The following is a 19,063-nucleotide window of genomic DNA, read 5'->3' as shown; positions in this document are numbered from 1 at the left end:
ACGGGTCTCCTATGCCGCGCCGCCGACCAGCGGCGTGGCGGCGGATGCGCCGAGGTAGGCCTCGATCACGCGCCGGTCGTTCGAGATCTTCGTCGGCGGCCCTTCCGCGATCTTCTGGCCGAAATCGAGCACCGACACCTGATCGCAGATCGCCATCACCAGGTCCATGTGATGCTCGATCAGGACTACTGTGATACCGTGCTCGCGGATCTTCTCGATCATTTTCCGCAGCTCCGGCAGATCGTTCGGACGCAAGCCGGCGGCCGGCTCGTCTAGCAGCAGCAGCGACGGCTCAGTGCCGAGCGCGCGGGCAATCTCCAGCATCCGCTGGCGGCCGTACGGCAGATCGCGCGCGCGAGTCGGCGCGAACTCCTGCATGCCGACGAAGCCGAGCAGAGCCGCCGCGCGCGCACGCGCCGCCCGTTCCTCTCGCCGGAAGCGCGGCGTACGGAAGATCACGTCGATCAGGTTAGAACGGAACATCTGGTGCAGCCCGACCAGCACGTTGTCGAGCGCGCTCATTTCTCCGAAGAGTTGCACATTCTGGAAGGTGCGCGCCATGCCGCGCTGCGCGATGCGAGCCGGCTTGAGTCCATCGCAGCGCTCACCATTGAACTGGATGTCGCCGCTCGTCGCCGCGTAGACGCCGGTGAGCACGTTCATCATCGTGCTCTTGCCGGAACCGTTCGGGCCGATCAGCCCGTGAACCGAGCCGCGCTTGACTTGCAGCGTGACGTCGTTGAGCGCGCGCAGGCCGCCGAACTGCATCACGACCGACGCGAGGTCGAGCACGCACTCCGGCTGGGCCGCCGCCGCCGCGTCGCGCGCCGAACGCGCCAAGGTCCACGCGCCGACCGGGACGGCGACGGCGGGCGTCTGCGCATCGACCCGCTTCGCACCGCGCCAGTTGGCGGCGAAGTCCCGCACGTAGCCGGCAATGCCATCGGGCAGGTAGTAAACCACGCCGAGAATCATCAGCCCGAAGATCGTGAGGCGCTGGCTCACGATGTCGGTAAGCGTGAAAGCGAACGCGACGAACGCGGCCATCACGAGCACCGGCGCGAGCAGCGTTTTCCATGCGGCGCGGCGCGTGCGCCACGCGTGCACGACGAGCAGCGCGACCAGCACGGCGAGCACGACGGTCAACCAGCGAAACAACACGATGTCCGACAGCAGGTTCGGCAACACGACGATCGTGGTCGAGCCGATCAGCGTGCCGACCCGCGAGCGGCGCCCGCCCAGCGTGACGGCCAGCAGGAACAGCGTGGAGAGCTCCATCGAGAACGTGTTCGGCGCGATGTATTCCTCCGAGATCCCGTAGAGCGAGCCCGCCAGCCCTGCGAACGCCGCGCTGATGACGAACGCGATCACCTTGTAGCGATACACGGACACGCCCATGCAGTCCGCCGCGACGGGACTTCCGCGCAGTGCGAGAAACGCGCGGCCATAATGCGAGGAGAGGATGCGCGTGACGACCAGCATCGCCAGCGTCGTGACCGCGAGCACGACATAGTAGAAGTCGGTGGCGCTCACCAGATGCCCGGCGACTACGGGCTTGTTAATGGCGAGACCTTGCGCGCCGTTGGTGAGAAAGTCCATTTCGTTCAGCAGGATCTGGACGATGGTGCCGAATGCGAGCGTGACCATTGCGAGGTACGGTCCCGTCAGCCGCAGCGACGGCACGGCCAGCACCGCGCCGAACAGCGAGGTCACCACGAGCGCCGCAGGCACGGCGATCCACACGGACAGCCCGGCGCTCGTCATCAGGATGCCCGTCGTGTAGGCACCGATGCCGAAGAGTCCCGCATGCCCGATCGACACCTCGCCCGTATACCCCACCACGATGTCGAGCCCGAAGATCAGCACCGCATAGATGCCGATGATAACCAGCAGGTGCGTGTAGTACGGATTGCTGCTCACCAGCGGGAAGACTGCAAGGGCCGCGAAGAGCAGCCAGCCCGCGAACGTTTTCGAGCGGTTCATCGCTACACCTTCCTGATCGAGGTCCGGCCGAACAGGCCCGCCGGCTTCACGGCCAGCACGGCGAGCAGCAGCAGCAGACCGGGCACGTCCTTGTAGCCGCTCGACACGTAGTAGCCGGTGAACGTTTCGACTACGCCTAGAATGAGCCCGCCCGCGATGATCCCGAAGCCCGAGGTCAGCCCGCCGATGATCGCAACGGCGAATGCCTTCAGCCCGAGCGTCGCGCCCATGTCCGCTCCCGCCACGGTCAACGGCGCGATCAGGATGCCCGCGAACGCGGCGCTCATGCACGACAACGCATAGGAAAACGTCACGACCAACCGCGTGTTGATGCCCATCAGCGCAGCCGCGTCGGCGTCGCTGGCGGTCGCGACCACCGCCTTGCCGTAGATGGTCTTGCGGTTGAAAAGCTCAACCGCCGCCATCAGCGCGAGCGCGCCGACGATCACGAGTATTTCCATCGGCAGGATGTTCGCGCCCGCCACCGTGATGCGCGTGTCGGGCAGCGGCGATGGAAATTTCAGGTCGTCGGTTCCCCAGATGTTCTCGGCCACGTTGGTCATGATGATGCCGAGCGCGATCGTCGCCATGATCCAGCCTTCGCTTTTCGCCGCTATCGCGCGCCGCACGCTGATGCGCTCCGTGATCACGCCGACGGCCGCCCCCACGATCAGCACGAGCGGGATCATCAGCCAGTAGCTACCCACGAACTCCATGATGGTGAGGCCGGACAGCGCGCCGATCGCGAGCGCCTGCCCCTGCGCGAAATTCATGGTGCCGGAGGTGGCGAAAGTGAGCTGATAGCCGAACGCGGTGACCGAATAGATCATGCCGACCGCGCATCCGCTCACGATGATCTGCAGGATGACGTTCATGTGAGTCTTCCCGTGCCGGTTCAGCGCGCCGCCTGCGCCTGGGTCTCGTCCATCTTCACGACGCGCCCGCCCTTGATCTCGGCCATCACCGCGACCGAGCCGTCGCGAATCGCGTCGTGGTCGGTCTTCGAGAACGGATGGTCGTAGGTCATGATGAGGCCGTCGATCTTCTGGTTCAGGTTCTCGAGCGCATCGCGCACCTTCGGGCCGTCCGTCGTGCCTGCCTGCTTCATCGCCGCCGCCATCAGATACACCACGTCATAACCTTGCGCCGCCCATACCGCGCCCGGAATGTAATTCGTGTGGTACGCCTTCGCATATTTCTCGATGAACGCCTGGCGGCGCGGCGAGCCGTCGGCCACGAAGGTCTGCGGAAAACGCGTGCCCTCCGCGTTGGGGCCCGCGAGCTGGATGTAGTTCGGCATCGATAGCGTCCAGCTGCCGATCATCGGCACCTTCCAGCCGAGCTTCGCCATCTCGTTGGCGATCTGCGCGAGTTCCGGCCCCTCGCCATAGGTGAGCAACGCCTGAGCGCCGGCCGCCTTTGCCCGCAGCACCTGCGAGGTCATGTCCACGTCGCCCTGGTTCCACTTCTCGACGTCCACCGGAGTGATGCCCAGCCTGGCGAGCGCTGCCGTCATGTCCTCGCGCCCGAGCTGGCCGTAGTTCGACGAATCGGCGAATACGGCAACCTTCGTGAGGTGCTCGCGATTGATGGCCTCGTTCGCGATCATGCCGGCCTGGATGCGGTCGACCAGCGACACGCGGAACACATAGCTCTTCGGATAGGCCGGCGTCATGAACACCTTCGTGACCTGAGTGCCGCTCGGCCCCGGTGTCAGGAGCGGAATCTGCGCGTCCTGGTAGACTTTCTGGCTTGCGAGAATTACGCCGGTAGAAATGATCCCGACGCTCGCCGCCACGTGCTCCTTGTACACCAGCTCCTGGGCGATCTGCAGACCGCGGGCGTTGTTCGCCTGATCATCGCGCTCGACCATCACGAGCGGGCGGCCCAGGACGCCGCCTGACGCGTTGATCTCGTCGATCGCAAGCTTGATGCCGTTGCGCATGGAGATGCCCATCGGCGCGGAGCCGCCCGTGAACGGACCCGACACGCCCAGTTTGATGGGATCGGCGGCATGCGCGGCGATCGTTACGCAGGCCGCTGCCACGGCAATTACCCAGCGCAGATTTCTTTTACTCGACATGACTGTCTCCTTCGTTGACCGGAGTGCGCACACTGTCATGGACTCCGGTCACGTGAATGTTATTGACTGGTGCTTAAGCGCTTACTCCGTACCCGTACAAGTCGTTTATGGCGCCGCATCGTATGCGGCTTCATATGCGAACAGCAGAAAAGCTCAGTGGATGTGGTACCCGCCGTTTACGTCGAGCACGACGCCCGTTACGTACGCGGACAGATCGGAGGCAAGGAACAGGCACACGTTCGCCACGTCCTGCGCGGTGCCGAGACGGCCGAGCGGCGTGCTGGCCGCCACGCTGGCCTTGCCTTCGTCGGTGATCTTGCCGATCAGCAGATCCGTGTCGATCAGCCCCGGGGCGATCGCGTTCGCACGAATGCCGTCGGGCGCCAGTTCGCGCGCCATCGACTTCGCGAGCGCCTGCACCGCGCCCTTCGCGGCCGCATAGTGCGGGCCGCCCAGCACGCCGCCGCCGCGCTGCGCCGCAAGCGAGCCCATACAGACGATCGTGCCGCTGCGACGGCCGCGAAAATGCGGCGTCATCGCGCGGGACATGTTGAACGTGCCGCGCAGACTGACGTCGAGCACGAGGTCGTAATCGTCCATCGAGCTGTCCATCAGGCGGTTCGCCTGACTCACACCCGCGTTGTTCACGAGGATGTCGACCGCGCCGAACGTCTCGACAATGTCCTTCACGACCTGCTCGCAGCGCCCGGCATCGCGCACGTCGCACGCGTAGCCCCGATGCGCGTCGCCGATCGCCGCAGCGGCTGCGCGCGCGTCCTCCTCGCGCAGGTCGATCAGCGCGACACGCGCGCCGTGCTGCGCGAAAAGCCGCGCCGTTGCCCAGCCAATGCCCTTCCGCGATGCGCATCCCGTCACGATCGCCGTCTTGCCGTCCAGTAACATCGCTTGGTCTCCTGCCTGTGTTGGTGATGAATTCCGTGGGCGCCTAGGCGATCAACACGACCGAGCCGAGCGTGCGGCCCGCCACGATGTCGCGATGCGCCTGTGCGGCGTCGCGCAGCGGATAACTGTTGCCGACCTTGACCTTCAGCACGTTGTCGCGCACCAGGCCGAACAGCGCGGTCGCCCCCGTGCGGAAATCGCTCGCGTCCGCCGTGTATTGCGTCACCGTGGGACGCGTGATGAACAGCGATCCCTTGCTGCGCAGATGCATCAGCGAGACCGGCCCCGGATCGCCCGACGGCCAGCCGAACGAAACGATCAATCCAAAACGCCGCGCGCTGTCGAGCGAGCCCTCGAAGGTCGCGCGCCCGATGCTTTCGTAGACGACCGCGACGCCCTTGCCGCCGGTCACCTCCTTGACCTTGGCGACGAAGTCCTGCTCGGGAATCACGACCGCGTGCGCACAGCCGAACTCGCGCGCCGTATCGGCCTTCAGCAGCGTGTCGACCGTGCCGATCACCGTCGCTCCCAGATGCGTGAGCCACTGCGTGAGCATCAGTCCGACGCCGCCGGCCGCCGCGTGCACGAGCACCGTGTCGCCGCGCTCGATCGGACGCAGGCGCGTGGACAGGTACCACGCGGTCAGGCCGCGAAAGAGCGCGCCAGCCGCGAGATCGGGCGCGAGTGTCTGGTCGGGCAGCGCGATCACGCGCTCCGCCGGTACTACCCGCTCCTCGGCATAACTGCCGGGCGTGAAGTACATGTAGGCGACCCGCTGCCCCTCTTTCACGTGCTGCACGTTCGCGCCCACTTCCGTCGCCGTGCCCACCGCCGCAAAGCCGATTCCGGTGGGCAGCGCGGCCGGCATCTCCCCGGCGCGGATCTGCGTATCGATGTAATCGACACCGATCGCCTCGTGCTTCACCCGAATATCGTCCGGGCCGGCCGGCTTCACCGGCTCCTCGACCCATGTCATGACTTCCGGTCCCCCGGTTTGCTCGACAACGAGACGTCCTGTAGTTCTGCTCATCGATTCACTCCAGACGGACTACTGCTGTAGTCGGGTTGATCGTATTGGTTCATGGACCCGTGCTCACCGGTTCGCGCTCATTGCGCGGTCCAGCCGCCATCCACCAGCAGCGAGGTGCCGGTCACCATCGAGGCCGCCGGCGAGCACAGGTAGACGGCCGCCGCCGCGATGTCGCGCACATGCGCCATGTGCCCGAGCGGGATCTTCGAGACGAGAAAATCGTACTTCTCCTCGGTATCGACGATGCTGCGCACGAGCGCCGTGTCGACGAACGTCGGCGCAATGCAGTTCACGCGGATGCGCTGCGGTGCAAGCTCGATCGCCATGGCTTTCGTGAGCCCTTCCACCGCGTGCTTGGTCATGCAGTAGACGGTACGATTCGGCGAGCCGATGTGCCCCATCTGCGACGAGATGTTGAGCACCACGCCGCCGCGCGCCGCCCGCTGCGGGTCGGCGAGCATCTTGCGCACGGCCGCCTGCGCGACCACGAAACACGCCCGCACGTTCAGGTCGAGTACCGTATCGAGATGGGCATCCGGGACATCGACGAACGGTTCCGGAATATTGGTGCCCGCATTGTTGACGACGATGTCGAGCTGCGCGAGATCGTCGATCACCGCGCGAATGGCCGCGCTGTCGGTCACGTCGCACACGGCCACGCGCGCGCTGCCGCCGCGCCGCTCGATCTGCGCTGCGACGGCTTCCAGTTCGGCGCGCGTGCGCGAGACCAGCACGACCTGCGCGCCCGCGTCGGCCAGCGCGCGCGCAATGGCCGCGCCGATGCCCCGCCCCGCGCCCGTCACGAGCGCGACCTGGTTGTCGATGCGAAACGGCAACACGGGAGCAAGGTCTTCGTTGTGGTTTGGGGCGCTCGTCGGAAACATGGCGGTCTATCGGCTCGCAAATAAATGAGTGAAGAAGGGTCGATCGCGTGCTCAACGGATCACGAACGGATCGGCTGTCTCCTGGGCGGTGCTGATCCAGACGCTCTTCGTCTGCAGGTATTCGCGAATCGCGTCCATGCCGTTCTCGCGGCCGATTCCCGAACGCTTGTAGCCGCCGAACGGCGACATATAGCTCACGGCGCGATACATGTTGACCCACACGATGCCGACCTTCAGCCGCTTCGGCAGTTCGATCGCGCGGCGCAGGTCGCTCGTCCATACGCCCGCGGCGAGACCGTACAGGCTGTCGTTGGCGATCTCGACCGCCTCGTCGTCGTCGCGAAAACGGATGCAGCTGAGCACCGGGCCGAACACTTCCTCCTGCGCGATGCGCATGTCGTTGCGCACGTCGGCGAAAATGGTGGGCTCGACGAACTGGCCCGAGCCGCATTCGGGGCGGTGCGCGGGCGAACCGCCCAGCACGCAGCGCGCACCTTCCTTTTTCGCTATGTCGATATAGCTCAGGATCTTTTCGTATTGCGGCGGCGTGGTCACGGGGCCCACCTGGGTCGTCGTTTCCTGCGGATCGCCCATGCGCGCCGCGCGCGCGAACGCGACCAGCCGTTCGACGAACTCGTCGTACACGCTCTCCTGCACGAGCACGCGCGAGCCGGCCACGCAAGTCTGCCCGGTCGCGGCGAAAATGCCGGAAATCGCACCCTTCACCGCATTGTCGAGATTCGCATCGGCGAACACGATGTTCGCGGACTTGCCGCCCAGCTCGAGCGTCACGTGCTTGAAGTCGCGCGCCGCCGCCTCGTAGATCTTCTGGCCGCCGGTCTCGCTGCCGGTGAAGCCGATCTTCGCGACGCGGCGGTCCGCAACGAGCGGCGCGCCCACTTCGGCGCCATAGCCGGTCACGACGTTGAGCACGCCCGGCGGAAAACCGGCTTCCTCGAATAGCCTCGCGAGTTCGAGCGCAGACGCCGACGTGAACTCCGAAGGCTTCAGCACGAACGTATTGCCGGCGGCCAGCCCCGGCGCCAGTTTGTTGACGGCGAGCAGAAGCGGCGAATTCCACGCCGTGATCGCGACGCAGACGCCAAGCGGCTCGTGACACGTGTAGTTGAACGTATCGGCCTTGTCGATCGGCAGTACCGCGCCTTCGATCTTGTCTGCGAGACCGCCGAAATACCGGAAGTATTCCGGCAGGTACGCCATTTGTGCGCGCATCTCGTTGATGAGCTTGCCGTTGTCGCGCACCTCGACGCGTGCGAGGCGCTCCGCATCGCGCGCGATCAGGTCGGCGAGACGGTGCAGCAGCAGCCCGCGCGCACTCGCCTTCAACTTCGCCCACGCACCGCCCTCGAACGCCCGGCTGGCCGCATCGACCGCGCGCGCCGCATCGAGCTTGCCGGCGCGCGGCAACACCGCCCACGGTTTCTGCGTATAGGGGTCGATGGTTTCGAAGGTCGCGCCGTCGGCGGCGTCGACCCATTCTCCGCCGATATACATCCGGTACTGCTGCAAATCGCTCGTCATCGGGATAGCGCTCCTTCCGGATCCATGGTTCAGATCACGCCGGCTTCGGCCAGCGCGCGCAGGTCCGCGTCACCGAGTCCCAGCCAGCTTGTATAGACTTCGCTGTTGTCGGCGCCCAGCGCGCGGCCCGCGTGGCGAAACTGCGCCGGCGTCGCGGACATTCTCGGCACCGGCGCCGGCACCACCAGTTTGCCGACGCGCGGATCGTCGATATGCAGGAGATTGCCGCGTGCCTCGTATTGCGGGTCCTCGAATATTTCGCGGATCGAATAAATCTGCGCGCACGGCACACCGCCGTCGCGCGTGCTCTCGAGCACCTCCGGTAGCGTGCGGCTGCCTATCCAGCCGGCAACGAGTGCGTTCACGCGGTCGCGGTTCGCCACGCGGATGGCGCTGGTGCGAAACTGCTCGACGAGTTCCGGCTGCCCTATCACGAGCGCGAGGCGCTCGAACATCTTGTCGTTGGTGCATGCGAGCGCGACCCATTCGCCGCTCGCGGTCTGGTAGTGGCTGTGCGGCACAACGTTGACCGTGTCGGCGCCCATACGCTCGCGCACGTTGCCGTACTTCGCATAGGCCGGCGCGATTTCGTCGAGCAACCGGAACACCGACTCGTACAGGCCGATGTCGATGAATTGTCCGCGCCCGCTCACCGCGCGCGCCTGCAACGCGGTCAGCACGCCAATCGCGCCCCACATGCCCGACACGTAGTCGGCCATCGACGTGGAGCCCGGCACAACCGGCGGTCCATCGCGTTCGCCCGCAAGCCAGGAGAGTCCCGCGAACGCATGCGCGATACGCGCGAAGCCGGGCTCGTCGCGCTTCGGCCCGGTCTGCCCGTATGCGCTGATGCGCAGCATGATGAGACGCGGGTTGATTTCGCTAAGTGCGTCGAAGCCGAGGCCCCAGCGTTCGAGCGTGCCGGGGCGGAAGTTTTCGAGCACGACGTCTGACTGTGCGACGAGCTTGCGAAACACCTCCGCGCCCGCGGGCTTGCGCAAGTCGAGCGTCACCGTCTTTTTGTTGCGCGACTCGCTAAGCCATACGAGGCTGTCACCGCACTCGGTCACCGTGCCAAACTGGCGCAGCGAATCGCCGGTTTTGGGCTGCTCGATCTTGATGACCTGCGCACCGAAGTCCGCGAGTATCGTGCCGCAAAACGGCGCGGCCACGAATGTCGCGATATCGAGCACCTTGAGATCCGCGAGTGCGCCCGGCTTGAGGTCGCCCAGCACGGTCTCTGCTTCATCCGATGTTTCCAATGCCATCATCGATTCCTGTTCGTTATCCGCGTCGCGCCAAGGCGCATCCGATGAAGCGAACTTTACGATTCAGGCATGGAACCAACAAACGCATTTATCTTTTGAATTGTGCAATCTGTTGGCACAATCGGCTGCGCCCGGCGCCGCGGGGAAACCCTGAGCAACAAGCAATGGCGGGGCTTGCGCGCGGGTCCGCTGACATCTCGCCGACGCCTGCCGACCCGCCGCACCCGGCGCGGGTGACGCATGGGTACCTTGCGCGAGCGTCGTCTAAGGGAAAATCATTAGGCGCGGTCATGGCGCGGACAAACCGGCCAATCCGGCCTATTATCCGGTTCAGTCGATTACTTGCGAGCCCAGCATGGCGTCTCCAACCCGATCGCTGGCCAACATCAATCTGAAACTGCTGCAAACGTTCATCCTCATTGGCGAGCACGGCAGTTTTCGCGTCGCGGCCGAAAAATCGTTCAAGTCGCAGTCCGCGATCAGTTCGCAGATAAGGCAGCTCGAACTGCAATTGGGCGTCGATCTCTTTCACCGCACCACGCGCAGTGTGCGGCTCACCGACGAAGGTACCGAACTGCTGCAATGCGCGAGACGCGCACTGCTCGAAGTCGAGTCGGGCCTGCGGCGAATACACGAACTCGCGGACATCCGGCGCGGCCGCGTGTCGCTATCGTGCTCGCCGACCATCGCGGAAACGCGGCTCGCCAAGGTGCTCGCCGAGTTCGAGCGCGAGTATCCCGGCGTCGAGGTATTCGTGCAGGAGGTCACGTCTGAGGCCCTCTTCGACAGCATCCGCAAGCGCGAGGTCGATTTCGGCGTGGGGCCGGTGGTCAATCACCCGGAGTTCCGTTTCGAGCCGATCCTGACCGACCCGTTCTACGCCATCGTGCCCAAGCGCTTCATCACCACGAGCCGCAAGACCATCGATCTCGCGACGCTCACCAACATGCCGCTGCTCGTGCTCAACCGTGCCACCGCGCTGCGCGCGATGCTCGAGGAGGTCATGAATACACAGCATCTGTCCTATACGACGCGATACCAGTTCGCGCAGGCGCAGACGCTGATCTCGATGGCCAACGCCGAACTCGGAGCGGCGATCCTGCCCGAGATCGCCCTACCGTCACGCACCGATCCGTCAACATGGGTGCTGCGCATCGTCAATCCGCCGCTATCGCGGCAGATCGCCGTCATCACGATGCGCGGCCAGAACCTGTCGCCCGCCTCGACACGGCTCGTGCAGTTGCTCAAGCAACTGATCGGAGGCCCGGTCACCAACCGACCCGCGCTCGCACACGATTGATTGAGCGAAGAACACGCATAATCGACGCAATAATGTCAATTGTCAGCCGGATGGCAGACCTATTAAAGTGGGCCGGAAGAAACCTTGCGTCCCCACGAGCCATTCGACGATATGACGAACAAAGGCACTTCCGCCGCCAAGCATCGCCCGGGCCGATTCTTCGAGGATTTCCGTCTCGGCCAGGTCATCCGCCACGGCACGCCGCGCACCGTCACCGACGGCGACGCTTCGGTCTACATAGCACTTACGGGCAGCCGCCACGTGACCCATTCGTCGGTGATGGTCGCGCGCGAGCTGGGCTTCGAAAGCCGGCCCATCGACGATCTGCTGCTGTTCAACATGGCCTTCGGCAAGACGGTTCCCGAAGTCTCGCTCAACGCGGTCGCGAACCTCGGCTACGCGGAAGCACGCTTCCTGAGCCCGGTGTTCGCCGGCAGCACGCTGCATTGCGAAAGCGTCGTGATCGGCCTGAGGGAGAATTCGAACGGCCGCAGCGGCATTGTCTACGTGCGCTCCACGTGTTACCGGGAAGACAGCCACGCGGTATTGAGCTGGGTGCGCTGGGTGATGGTTCACAAGTCGTCGCCGGGCGCAACGACGCGCGAACAGCATGTGCCCGACCTGCAGGATCATGTTGCGCCCGGCCAGCTGGTGGTGCAGGCACGCCTGCGCTCGACCGAGGCACTCGAGGATCTGCGCGAAGCCACGGGGTCCGCCGACGTTTGGGATGACTACACAATCGGCGAACGGATCGATCATCCCGGCGGCGCGACGATCGAGGAAGCCGAGCACATGATGGCCACGCGCCTCTATCAGAACAACGCACGGCCGCACTTCGACGCGCTCGCCATGCAGCGCGCGCCGACCGGCCGGCGGCTCGTGTATGGCGGCCATGCGATGTCGGTTTGCCGTTCGCTCGCCTACGACGGGCTAGAAAACGTGCTCGGCATGCTGGCCATCAACGGCGGCACGCACGTCGCGCCCACTGTCGGCGGCGACACGCTCTATGCGTATTCGGAGGTGCTCGACAAGTGGAAATTGCCGGGCCGCGCCGATGTCGGCGCATTGCGGCTGCGTCTTGTCGGGGTGAAGAATCTCGCACCCGCCGAAGTGCGCAACGCCAGGATCCGGCACGACAACGGCGCGATGGGCTGGCATCCGGCGGTCGTGCTCGATCTCGACTATACGGTGGCGATGCCGCGGCGGTCGAACGGACGCGCACGCGCCGAATGACGACTGGATGACCGACGGCGGACCCCAGGCTATTGGACCGTCCACCCGCCATCCACCGGCATGGCCGCGCCGCGAATCTGGCCAGCCGGCTCCGAGCAGAGGAACACCACCAGCGCGCCGATCTGCTCCGCGGTCTGGAACTGACCGGTCGGGATCTTCTCGGCGATCATCAGCGCCTGGGCCTGCTGTTTCGTAATGCCGTCGCGTTCGGCCCAGTCGTCGATCTGCTTCTGGACGAGCGGCGTCAGGATCATCCCCGGGCAGATTGCATTGCATGTCACGCCGCTCTTCGCCGTCTCCAGCGCGACAACCTTTGTCAGGCCGATCACGCCATGTTTCGCCGCGGCATAGGCCGACTTCGTCACCGAGGCGACGAGCGCATGCGCAGACGCGATGTTGACGATGCGTCCCCAGTCGCGCGCGCGCATTTGCGGCAACACGGCCTTGATCGCATGAAAGTTCGACGAGAGATTGGTGGCGATGATCGCGTCCCAGCGGTCCTCCGGGAACTCGTCGATCGGACAGGTATATTGAATGCCCGCGTTGTTCACGAGGATGTCGACGGCACCGAGACGCTCCGTGCACTGCTGCACCAACGCGCGCACTTCAGCCGGTTTCGTCACGTCAGCCGCGCCATGCACGACGCGCCCGCCGGACAGTTCCGCGAGTTCCCGGCACTGCGCGTCGATCTTCAACGCATCGCCGAAACCGTGGATCATCAGGTCCGCGCCTGCCAGCGCCAGGCAGCGGGCGATACCAAGCCCGATGCCGCTCGTCGAGCCAGTCACGAGCGCAATCTTGCCGTTCAGCGTATTCATGAGGTTTCCCGTTGGACGTGGCCGCGTGGTCAGGCTGCCGTTTGCGCGCGCGCGGCTTTGCTCGCGTCCACCAGCATCTGCAGGCGCGGAACGAAGAACGGTGCCGGCTTCAGGATTCGCGACTGCTGGTCGACGATCAGCGGCATCAGCTTTTTCAGATAGTCCTGCCAGTCCGGGTCGGCAACCATCTGCTCGCGCAGCTTCACGCGCTGATTGATGTCGTCGAAGGCCCACAGATGAACGATCAGGTTCAACGTGCCGATTTCCGACGAGTAGTAACCCACCATATACGGCAAATGCCTCGCCTGAATCACCATGCCCTCCTCCTCGTACAGCTTGAGGAAATCGGGCGCCTTGCCGGGCTGGACCGTATAAATGCGTTCTTCCACGAACATGATTTGCTCTCCTTATCGATATGAAGATTCGACTGCCCAAAAACGGCGCTGCGGCGCCGTCGCTCAGTTGCGCGCGTCTTCCAGGATCATCTGCGACGCTTTTTCCGCGATCATGATAGTCGGCGCGTTGGTATTGCCCGAGGTGATGGCCGGCATCACGGAAGCGTCCACCACGCGCAGATTGCCGACGTCGTGCACGCGCAGACGCGCATCCACCACCGCCATGCCGTCGCAGCCCATCTTGCAGCTACCCACCGGGTGATACATCGGCTGCGCGTTGGCGCGCAGGTACGCAAGCAGCTCGTCGTCCGAGCCCACGCCGGGCCCGGGCACCGTCTCCTTCACAACGTGCTCCACGAAAGGCGGCGCGGCGAACATCCGGCGCATCCAGCGCACGCCGGACATCAGCACGCGGCAATCCTCGCTGTCGGTCAGATAGTTGAACAGAATTTGCGGCGAGGCGAACGGATCGGCGGCTGCGAGCGAGAGCCGACCACGCGATCTCGGCCTGCTCTGACTGCACGACGCGGTCACGGCCGGAACGTTCTCGGCCGTAATGCGGCCGTCCTTGCGCACGAGAATGCTGAAAGGCCGGAACTGCAACTGCAGATCGGGCCTCGTCAGGTCGGGCCGCGAGCGCAGATACGCGCCGACCTGCGCGGCCGCGCTGGTCAGCAGCCCGCTGCGGGTCAGCACGTAACGCAGCACGTGCGGCAGCACGCGCAGGTTCGACGAAATCTTCCGGTTGATCGAAAACTCCGGCGACACCTGCGCAAGATAATGCACATAGGTGTGATCGTGCAGGTTTTCGCCGACACCCGGCAGGTCGTGCACGACGTCGATCCCGAACGAACGCAGTTGCTGCGCCGGACCAATTCCCGACAACATCAGCAACTGCGGCGAATTGATCGCACCACCCGAAAGGATCACCTCCCGCGCAAGCGCCCGATGTTCGACGCCTGCCTGCCGATACACGACACCCGTCGCGACGCGCCCCTGCATGAGCACCTTCAGCACGTGCGCGTTGACACGCACGTCGAGATTCGGGCGACGCCTCGCGGGCGCGAGAAATGCGCTCGATGCGGACTCGCGCGCGCCCTGGCGCAGATTGAGTTGCAGATAACCGATGCCTTCGTGCGTCTCGCCGCCGAAGTCCGTATTGAGCGGCACGCCGATCCCTCGGCCTGCCTCGACGAATGCCCGCGACGCGACATGCGGCGCCTTCAGGTTCTCGACGCTCAGTTCGCCATCGGCGCCGTGATAAGCGGTGCTGCCGCCTTCGTAGCACTCGCTGCGCCGATAGAACGGCAACACGTCGTCCCACCCCCAGCCGCGATTGCCCAGGTCGCGCCAATGGTTGTAGTCGTCCGGATGTCCGCGCATGTAGACAAGACCATTAATCGAGCTCGATCCGCCGAGCGTCTTGCCGCGCGGACACGCCAGCATGCGGCCATTCAATCCCGGCTCGCTGCTCGTCGTATAGCGCCAGTTCACGCCGGGGTCGGAAATGAGGCGCGTCATGCCGGCTGGAATTCTGATCCAGAGCTTGTTGTCGGGCGGCCCCGCTTCGAGCAGCAGCACGCGGGTGCGCGCGTCCTTTGACAACCGGTTCGCCAGCACGCAGCCCGCGGAACCCGCGCCCACGATGACGTAATCGTATTGCGTCGTGTCCATCTGGTGTGTCTCGCTCCTCATGGCAGGCCGCGATGCGGGCTACCTTATGTTGTGACGCTACTTTACGGGCGCCGTGCCGGCCTGACCAGCGCAATAATGTGAGCCATTCTGCAATTTGGCCGATCAATCGGGCCGTTCGGCGCGAGGGCTCATTGTGCTGTCCATCCGCCGTCCACGCGGATGCAGGTGCCGGTCGTCATCGCCGCCGCCGGCGACGCCAGATAGATGGCCGCGCCCGCCACGTCTTCGATCTGCCCGAGGCGGCCGAGCGGAATCTTCTCCACCATCTCGCGCTGCTTCGCGGACGTATCGACGATACGGCGAATCAGCGGCGTATCGATAAAGGTCGGCGCGATGCTGTTCACGCGAATCCGCTGTGGCGCCAGTTCCACCGCCATCGCTTTCGTCAGCCCTTCCACCGCATGCTTGGTCATGCAGTAAGGACCGCGCAGCGGCGCGCCCACGTGTCCCATCTGCGAGCTCACGTTGATCACGCACGCATCCGTCGCGCGCGGACCCGCCGCGAGCATGCGCCTCACCGCGGCCTGCGCGACGACGAAATACGAACGGACATTGAGTCCCAGCATCACGTCGAGCTCCGCCTCGGACACGTCGACGAACGGACCCGGAAAATTGGTGCCCGCATTGTTGACGACGATGTCGAGCGCATCCAGACCGCCGATGATCGCGCGCATGGCGTCGCTGCACGTGACGTCGGCGGGAGCGATGTTCAGGCGCCCGGCGCCAGCCGCGCGAGCGCGCCGGGCAAGCAGTTCGAGTTTCGCGGCCGTGCGCGCAACCAGCACGAGATCCGCCCCCTCGCGGGCAAACGCAAGCGCGATCGCCGCGCCGATGCCTTCGCTCGCGCCCGTAATGAGCGCCGTCCTGCCCGCCAGCAACGCGCGTCCGTGAGCCCCCGCGCGCGGCATCTCAATGCTTGCTCCGGCCATGTCTGACACCGTCCTCTCTATCGATCCCTATCGGAGAGCCGCGTCGTCCCGGCGGCCCGATGCCTCGCCGCGCCTCGCGCGCGCAAGGATCCGCTGCGCGCGCGCGATCACTGGCGCGTCGACCATCTGTCCGTCAACCGTGAACACCCCGTCACCGTGGCGAGCGCCCTCGACAATCCGCTCGGCCCAAGCGCACTCCTCTTCTCCCGGCGTGAAGGCGCGATTGACCACCGGCACCTGCGCCGGGTGAATGCACAGCTTGCCGCCAAAACCGAGGCGGCGCGCGTGTTCGCTCGCCCGCCGCATGGCGTGAGCGTCGCGAAATTCGAGCGACGGACCATCGAGCGGCGCACCGATACCCGCCACGCGCGAGGCCAGCACGAGCCGCGAACGAAAGTACAAGAGCGCTTCCTCGTCGCCCTGCAGGTCGAGGTCGGCGGCGAAATCGACGGTGCCGAACATCAGCCGCGCGACGCCGGGCCATGCCGCGATCCGCTCGACGTTCGCCATGCCGGACGCCGACTCGATCAGCGGGAAAAATGGCCTGGGCTCGCGCAAGCGGTTCGACGCCTGCGCCAGATCGTCCGGCTCGCCGACTTTCGGCAACACGATGCCGAGCACGCCGGGCCGGTCGCATAGCGCCATGTCGTCGTCGAACCACGCGCTGCCGGGCGCATTGACTCGCACGAGCGCGCGCGCGCCGGCGTCGGTCCATGCGCGCACCGCCTCGCGCGCCTCGGCTTTCGCAGACGGCGCAACGGCATCCTCCAGGTCGACGATGACGCCATCCGCGCCGCTGCGCAGCGCCTTGCCGAAGCGTTCGGGATGGGTAGCCGGCACGAACAGGCAGGAGCGCAGATCAACGGGATTCGTCATGGCAAGCCTTCGGAGATGGAACGCTCAGACGCACACGGTGGGATCGGCCTCGGGGCCGGCCACCACGCAGGCCTCATGCAGCTGCGAACGCGCGGACGCATCGAGGCCAAGCACTCCGGCGAGCACCTCGTCGGTATGTTCGCCGAGCATCGCTGCCGGCCGCTGCGCGCCGCGCAGCCGGTCCGGCGCGCGTACCGGCGTACCGGCCGCCCAGTGCGTGCCGATGCCGGCCGTGCTCACGCGCTCGTAGAGCGGATTCGACCCGCCTACGCGGAGATCGTCCGCAAGCAGTTCGCGAACGCTGCGGTAGGGTCCCCAACACACGCGGCGAGCATCGAAAAGCGTGGCGATCTCGTCGTATGAGCGCGTCGCGAACCACGGCTCGAACACGGCAGCGATCGCGTTGCGTGCCGCGTAACGGTCCGCCTCGCGGGCGAAGTCGCCGCCGACGCGCGTCTCCAGTTCCGCGAACTCGCGCGCGAGTCCGCATGCGTCGACGAGCGCGCGCCACTGCCCGGCTGAGATGCCCGCGATCATCAGCCTCCGGCCGTCGCGCGTGACGAAATCGCGGCCGAACGCGCCATATATGTGATTGCCGATCGCTTCGCGCTGCGTGCCGAGTACTTCCACTTCCGTCATCACGCCCAGATGCGACAGCATCGAAAACGCGACGTCCGACAATGCGAGCCGCAACTGCGTGCCCGCCCCCGTCTGCCGGCGCGACATCACCGCGCACGCGATCGCCATCGCCGCCTGGTAGGCGCAGCACGCATCCCAGGCGGGAAACGGGTTGTTGACGGGCGCGTCGCCCGCGCCTGTGACGAACGGATAGCCGCTCGCGCAATTGACCGTGTAATCGACGGCCGTGGAGCCGTCGAAATTGCCTTCGATCGTGCAGGTGATCATGTCCGCGCGCCGCGCGGCGAGGAGCGCGTGATCGAGCCACGGCACGCCGATATTGGTCAGCAATATGCCGCCCTCCGGGCCGGGTGCGGTGGCGAGACGCTGGACGAGTTCGCGGCCCGCGGCGCTGCGCAGGTCGATCGCGATGGACTTCTTGCCCTTGTTCAGGCCGGTCCAGTAGAGGCTGCGCCCGGACGGCGCGACCGGCATGCGGTTGTAGTCGATGCCGCCGCCGATCATGTCGACGCGTATCACCTCCGCGCCGAACTGGGCCAACGTGAGCCCCGCGAGCGGCGCCGCGATGAACGCCGAGCTTTCGATCACGCGCACGCCGCGCAAGAAATCGTAGCTCACAATTTCTCCCCGAAAGCCGCGTGCGCTTCCATGGTCACGCAGCCTTGCGCGTCGCGGGTCCAGAGATCCGCTGCCGCGCCGTCCGCGCACGGCGCCCCGCACAGCGAGAAAGCGTGAGGGCCGGCAAGCGGGCGAACGCCGCGAAACGAAAAGCTCGCAAGGCGGCGGCCCGTCGCGCTGACGGCCAGATGCGCGAGCAACGTGGCGAGCAGCGGACCCTGCACGACGAGACCCGCGTGCCCCTCGGCATGCATCGCGTAGTCGCGATCGTAGTGAATGCGATGTGAGTTGAAGGTCAGGGCGGAATAGCGGAACAGCAGCGCCGGATCGGGCCGCATGCTCCGCTCCCACCGGGCGTCGCCCCGCGCGGGCTTGCCGGGCACGGGCACGCCGCCGCCGCTCGCAGCCGGACCGCGATAGACCAGATCCTGCTCTTCGTCGACAAGCAGTTCGGCGCCGCGGCTGTACCGGTGACGCAGCGTGACGAACAGGAGTCTGCCCGAGCGCCCGGCCGTCTCGCGTATGCCCGCGACCGACGACGCGCGTGTCAACGTATCGCCAACGCGCAAAGGCGCATGAAGCGTCAGGCGGCCGCCGGCCCACATGCGGCGCGGCAGGTCGGCCGGCGGCGGGAAGATACCGCGCGTGGAGTGACCATCCTCTCCGAGTTCGCGGGCAAGCGCTGGCGTCACGCAGTACATCCAGTGCCAAAGCGGCGGCAACGGGCCGCCTGCGCGAGGTGCGTCGTCGGCCAGCGTCGCCGCCGCCGCCGATGCGCGAAAGTGATCGACGCACTCAGTCCGGGTTTCGATGCGGTCGACCCAGTCGTGCGCAATGTCGTTTTCCATGCTTCGCGTCGGCCCGCCT

Annotated in this window: 17 protein-coding genes; 2 read left to right on the top strand and 15 right to left on the bottom strand. The window is 65.8% G+C overall.

Going from position 1 to position 19,063, the window contains the following annotated elements; all coding sequences use genetic code 11:
• Positions 1 to 9 precede the first annotated feature (9 nt).
• The 8 genes from V8683_RS15055 to V8683_RS15020 all read right to left on the bottom strand — a co-directional run bounded on the left by V8683_RS15055 (position 10) and on the right by V8683_RS15020 (position 9,687).
• Positions 10 to 1,983 carry a branched-chain amino acid ABC transporter ATP-binding protein/permease gene (locus V8683_RS15055; protein ID WP_411186740.1) on the bottom strand — a complete coding sequence of 658 codons (1,974 nt, stop codon included), beginning with the start codon at positions 1,981 to 1,983 and terminating at the stop codon, positions 10 to 12.
• Between the two features lie 2 nt (positions 1,984 to 1,985).
• Positions 1,986 to 2,858: a branched-chain amino acid ABC transporter permease gene (locus V8683_RS15050; RefSeq protein WP_411186742.1), complete on the bottom strand. Its 873-nt coding sequence runs from the start codon at positions 2,856 to 2,858 to the stop codon at positions 1,986 to 1,988.
• Between the two features lie 20 nt (positions 2,859 to 2,878).
• On the bottom strand, positions 2,879 to 4,066 hold the full coding sequence (locus tag V8683_RS15045) for an ABC transporter substrate-binding protein (protein ID WP_411186744.1): 1,188 nt from the start codon (positions 4,064 to 4,066) through the stop codon (positions 2,879 to 2,881).
• A 153-nt stretch (positions 4,067 to 4,219) separates the two neighbouring features.
• A complete protein-coding gene (locus tag V8683_RS15040; protein WP_411186746.1) occupies positions 4,220 to 4,969 on the bottom strand; it encodes an SDR family NAD(P)-dependent oxidoreductase in 750 nt (249 codons plus the stop codon).
• 43 nt (positions 4,970 to 5,012) lie between these two features.
• On the bottom strand, positions 5,013 to 5,999 hold the full coding sequence (locus V8683_RS15035) for a quinone oxidoreductase family protein (RefSeq protein WP_411186748.1): 987 nt from the start codon (positions 5,997 to 5,999) through the stop codon (positions 5,013 to 5,015).
• Positions 6,000 to 6,076: 77 nt separating this feature from the next.
• The gene (locus tag V8683_RS15030; RefSeq protein ID WP_411186750.1) at positions 6,077 to 6,883 is read right to left on the bottom strand and encodes an SDR family NAD(P)-dependent oxidoreductase; all 807 of its coding nucleotides are present in this window, start codon (positions 6,881 to 6,883) and stop codon (positions 6,077 to 6,079) included.
• Between the two features lie 51 nt (positions 6,884 to 6,934).
• A complete protein-coding gene (locus V8683_RS15025; protein ID WP_411186752.1) occupies positions 6,935 to 8,425 on the bottom strand; it encodes an aldehyde dehydrogenase in 1,491 nt (496 codons plus the stop codon).
• A gap of 29 nt (positions 8,426 to 8,454) precedes the next feature.
• A complete protein-coding gene (locus V8683_RS15020) occupies positions 8,455 to 9,687 on the bottom strand; it encodes a CaiB/BaiF CoA transferase family protein (protein WP_411190430.1) in 1,233 nt (410 codons plus the stop codon).
• A gap of 361 nt (positions 9,688 to 10,048) precedes the next feature.
• Here V8683_RS15020 and V8683_RS15015 point away from each other — a divergent pair, with 361 nt between their 5' ends.
• Complete coding sequence (locus V8683_RS15015; protein ID WP_411186754.1) at positions 10,049 to 10,993, top strand: LysR family transcriptional regulator; 945 nt, start codon at positions 10,049 to 10,051, stop codon at positions 10,991 to 10,993.
• A 111-nt stretch (positions 10,994 to 11,104) separates the two neighbouring features.
• Positions 11,105 to 12,226: a MaoC family dehydratase gene (locus tag V8683_RS15010; RefSeq protein WP_411186756.1), complete on the top strand. Its 1,122-nt coding sequence runs from the start codon at positions 11,105 to 11,107 to the stop codon at positions 12,224 to 12,226.
• A gap of 29 nt (positions 12,227 to 12,255) precedes the next feature.
• Here V8683_RS15010 and V8683_RS15005 read toward each other — a convergent pair whose 3' ends face one another.
• The 7 genes from V8683_RS15005 to V8683_RS14975 form a co-directional block, all read right to left on the bottom strand.
• Positions 12,256 to 13,044 carry a 3-hydroxybutyrate dehydrogenase gene (locus V8683_RS15005; protein WP_411186758.1) on the bottom strand — a complete coding sequence of 263 codons (789 nt, stop codon included), beginning with the start codon at positions 13,042 to 13,044 and terminating at the stop codon, positions 12,256 to 12,258.
• A gap of 29 nt (positions 13,045 to 13,073) precedes the next feature.
• On the bottom strand, positions 13,074 to 13,439 hold the full coding sequence (locus tag V8683_RS15000; protein ID WP_411186760.1) for an NIPSNAP family protein: 366 nt from the start codon (positions 13,437 to 13,439) through the stop codon (positions 13,074 to 13,076).
• 63 nt (positions 13,440 to 13,502) lie between these two features.
• A complete protein-coding gene (locus V8683_RS14995) occupies positions 13,503 to 15,113 on the bottom strand; it encodes a GMC family oxidoreductase (protein WP_411186762.1) in 1,611 nt (536 codons plus the stop codon).
• A 149-nt stretch (positions 15,114 to 15,262) separates the two neighbouring features.
• Positions 15,263 to 16,063: an SDR family NAD(P)-dependent oxidoreductase gene (locus tag V8683_RS14990; RefSeq protein WP_411186764.1), complete on the bottom strand. Its 801-nt coding sequence runs from the start codon at positions 16,061 to 16,063 to the stop codon at positions 15,263 to 15,265.
• A gap of 27 nt (positions 16,064 to 16,090) precedes the next feature.
• Positions 16,091 to 16,939 (bottom strand): HpcH/HpaI aldolase/citrate lyase family protein, encoded by an 849-nt coding sequence (locus tag V8683_RS14985; RefSeq protein WP_411186766.1) that lies wholly within the window; start codon positions 16,937 to 16,939, stop codon positions 16,091 to 16,093.
• A 24-nt stretch (positions 16,940 to 16,963) separates the two neighbouring features.
• Positions 16,964 to 18,196 (bottom strand): CoA transferase, encoded by a 1,233-nt coding sequence (locus tag V8683_RS14980; protein ID WP_411186767.1) that lies wholly within the window; start codon positions 18,194 to 18,196, stop codon positions 16,964 to 16,966.
• The gene (locus V8683_RS14975) at positions 18,193 to 19,044 is read right to left on the bottom strand and encodes an HTD2 family dehydratase (RefSeq protein ID WP_411186769.1); all 852 of its coding nucleotides are present in this window, start codon (positions 19,042 to 19,044) and stop codon (positions 18,193 to 18,195) included. Before V8683_RS14975 ends, V8683_RS14980 begins: the two co-directional genes overlap by 4 nt.
• Between the last annotated feature and the right edge of the window lie 19 nt (positions 19,045 to 19,063).

Source organism: Paraburkholderia sp. AV2, assembly GCF_054968425.1.
This window is presented reverse-complemented; position numbering and strand designations above follow the sequence as displayed.

Coding starts and splice junctions, on each gene's coding strand:
- V8683_RS15055 (WP_411186740.1), bottom strand. CDS start 1,983: ATGAACCGCTCGAAAACGTTCGCGGGCTGGCTGCTCTTCGCGGCCCTT.
- V8683_RS15050 (WP_411186742.1), bottom strand. CDS start 2,858: ATGAACGTCATCCTGCAGATCATCGTGAGCGGATGCGCGGTCGGCATG.
- V8683_RS15045 (WP_411186744.1), bottom strand. CDS start 4,066: ATGTCGAGTAAAAGAAATCTGCGCTGGGTAATTGCCGTGGCAGCGGCC.
- V8683_RS15040 (WP_411186746.1), bottom strand. CDS start 4,969: ATGTTACTGGACGGCAAGACGGCGATCGTGACGGGATGCGCATCGCGG.
- V8683_RS15035 (WP_411186748.1), bottom strand. CDS start 5,999: ATGAGCAGAACTACAGGACGTCTCGTTGTCGAGCAAACCGGGGGACCG.
- V8683_RS15030 (WP_411186750.1), bottom strand. CDS start 6,883: ATGTTTCCGACGAGCGCCCCAAACCACAACGAAGACCTTGCTCCCGTG.
- V8683_RS15025 (WP_411186752.1), bottom strand. CDS start 8,425: ATGACGAGCGATTTGCAGCAGTACCGGATGTATATCGGCGGAGAATGG.
- V8683_RS15015 (WP_411186754.1), top strand. CDS start 10,049: ATGGCGTCTCCAACCCGATCGCTGGCCAACATCAATCTGAAACTGCTG.
- V8683_RS15010 (WP_411186756.1), top strand. CDS start 11,105: ATGACGAACAAAGGCACTTCCGCCGCCAAGCATCGCCCGGGCCGATTC.
- V8683_RS15005 (WP_411186758.1), bottom strand. CDS start 13,044: ATGAATACGCTGAACGGCAAGATTGCGCTCGTGACTGGCTCGACGAGC.
- V8683_RS15000 (WP_411186760.1), bottom strand. CDS start 13,439: ATGTTCGTGGAAGAACGCATTTATACGGTCCAGCCCGGCAAGGCGCCC.
- V8683_RS14995 (WP_411186762.1), bottom strand. CDS start 15,113: ATGGACACGACGCAATACGATTACGTCATCGTGGGCGCGGGTTCCGCG.
- V8683_RS14990 (WP_411186764.1), bottom strand. CDS start 16,063: ATGGCCGGAGCAAGCATTGAGATGCCGCGCGCGGGGGCTCACGGACGC.
- V8683_RS14985 (WP_411186766.1), bottom strand. CDS start 16,939: ATGACGAATCCCGTTGATCTGCGCTCCTGCCTGTTCGTGCCGGCTACC.
- V8683_RS14975 (WP_411186769.1), bottom strand. CDS start 19,044: ATGGAAAACGACATTGCGCACGACTGGGTCGACCGCATCGAAACCCGG.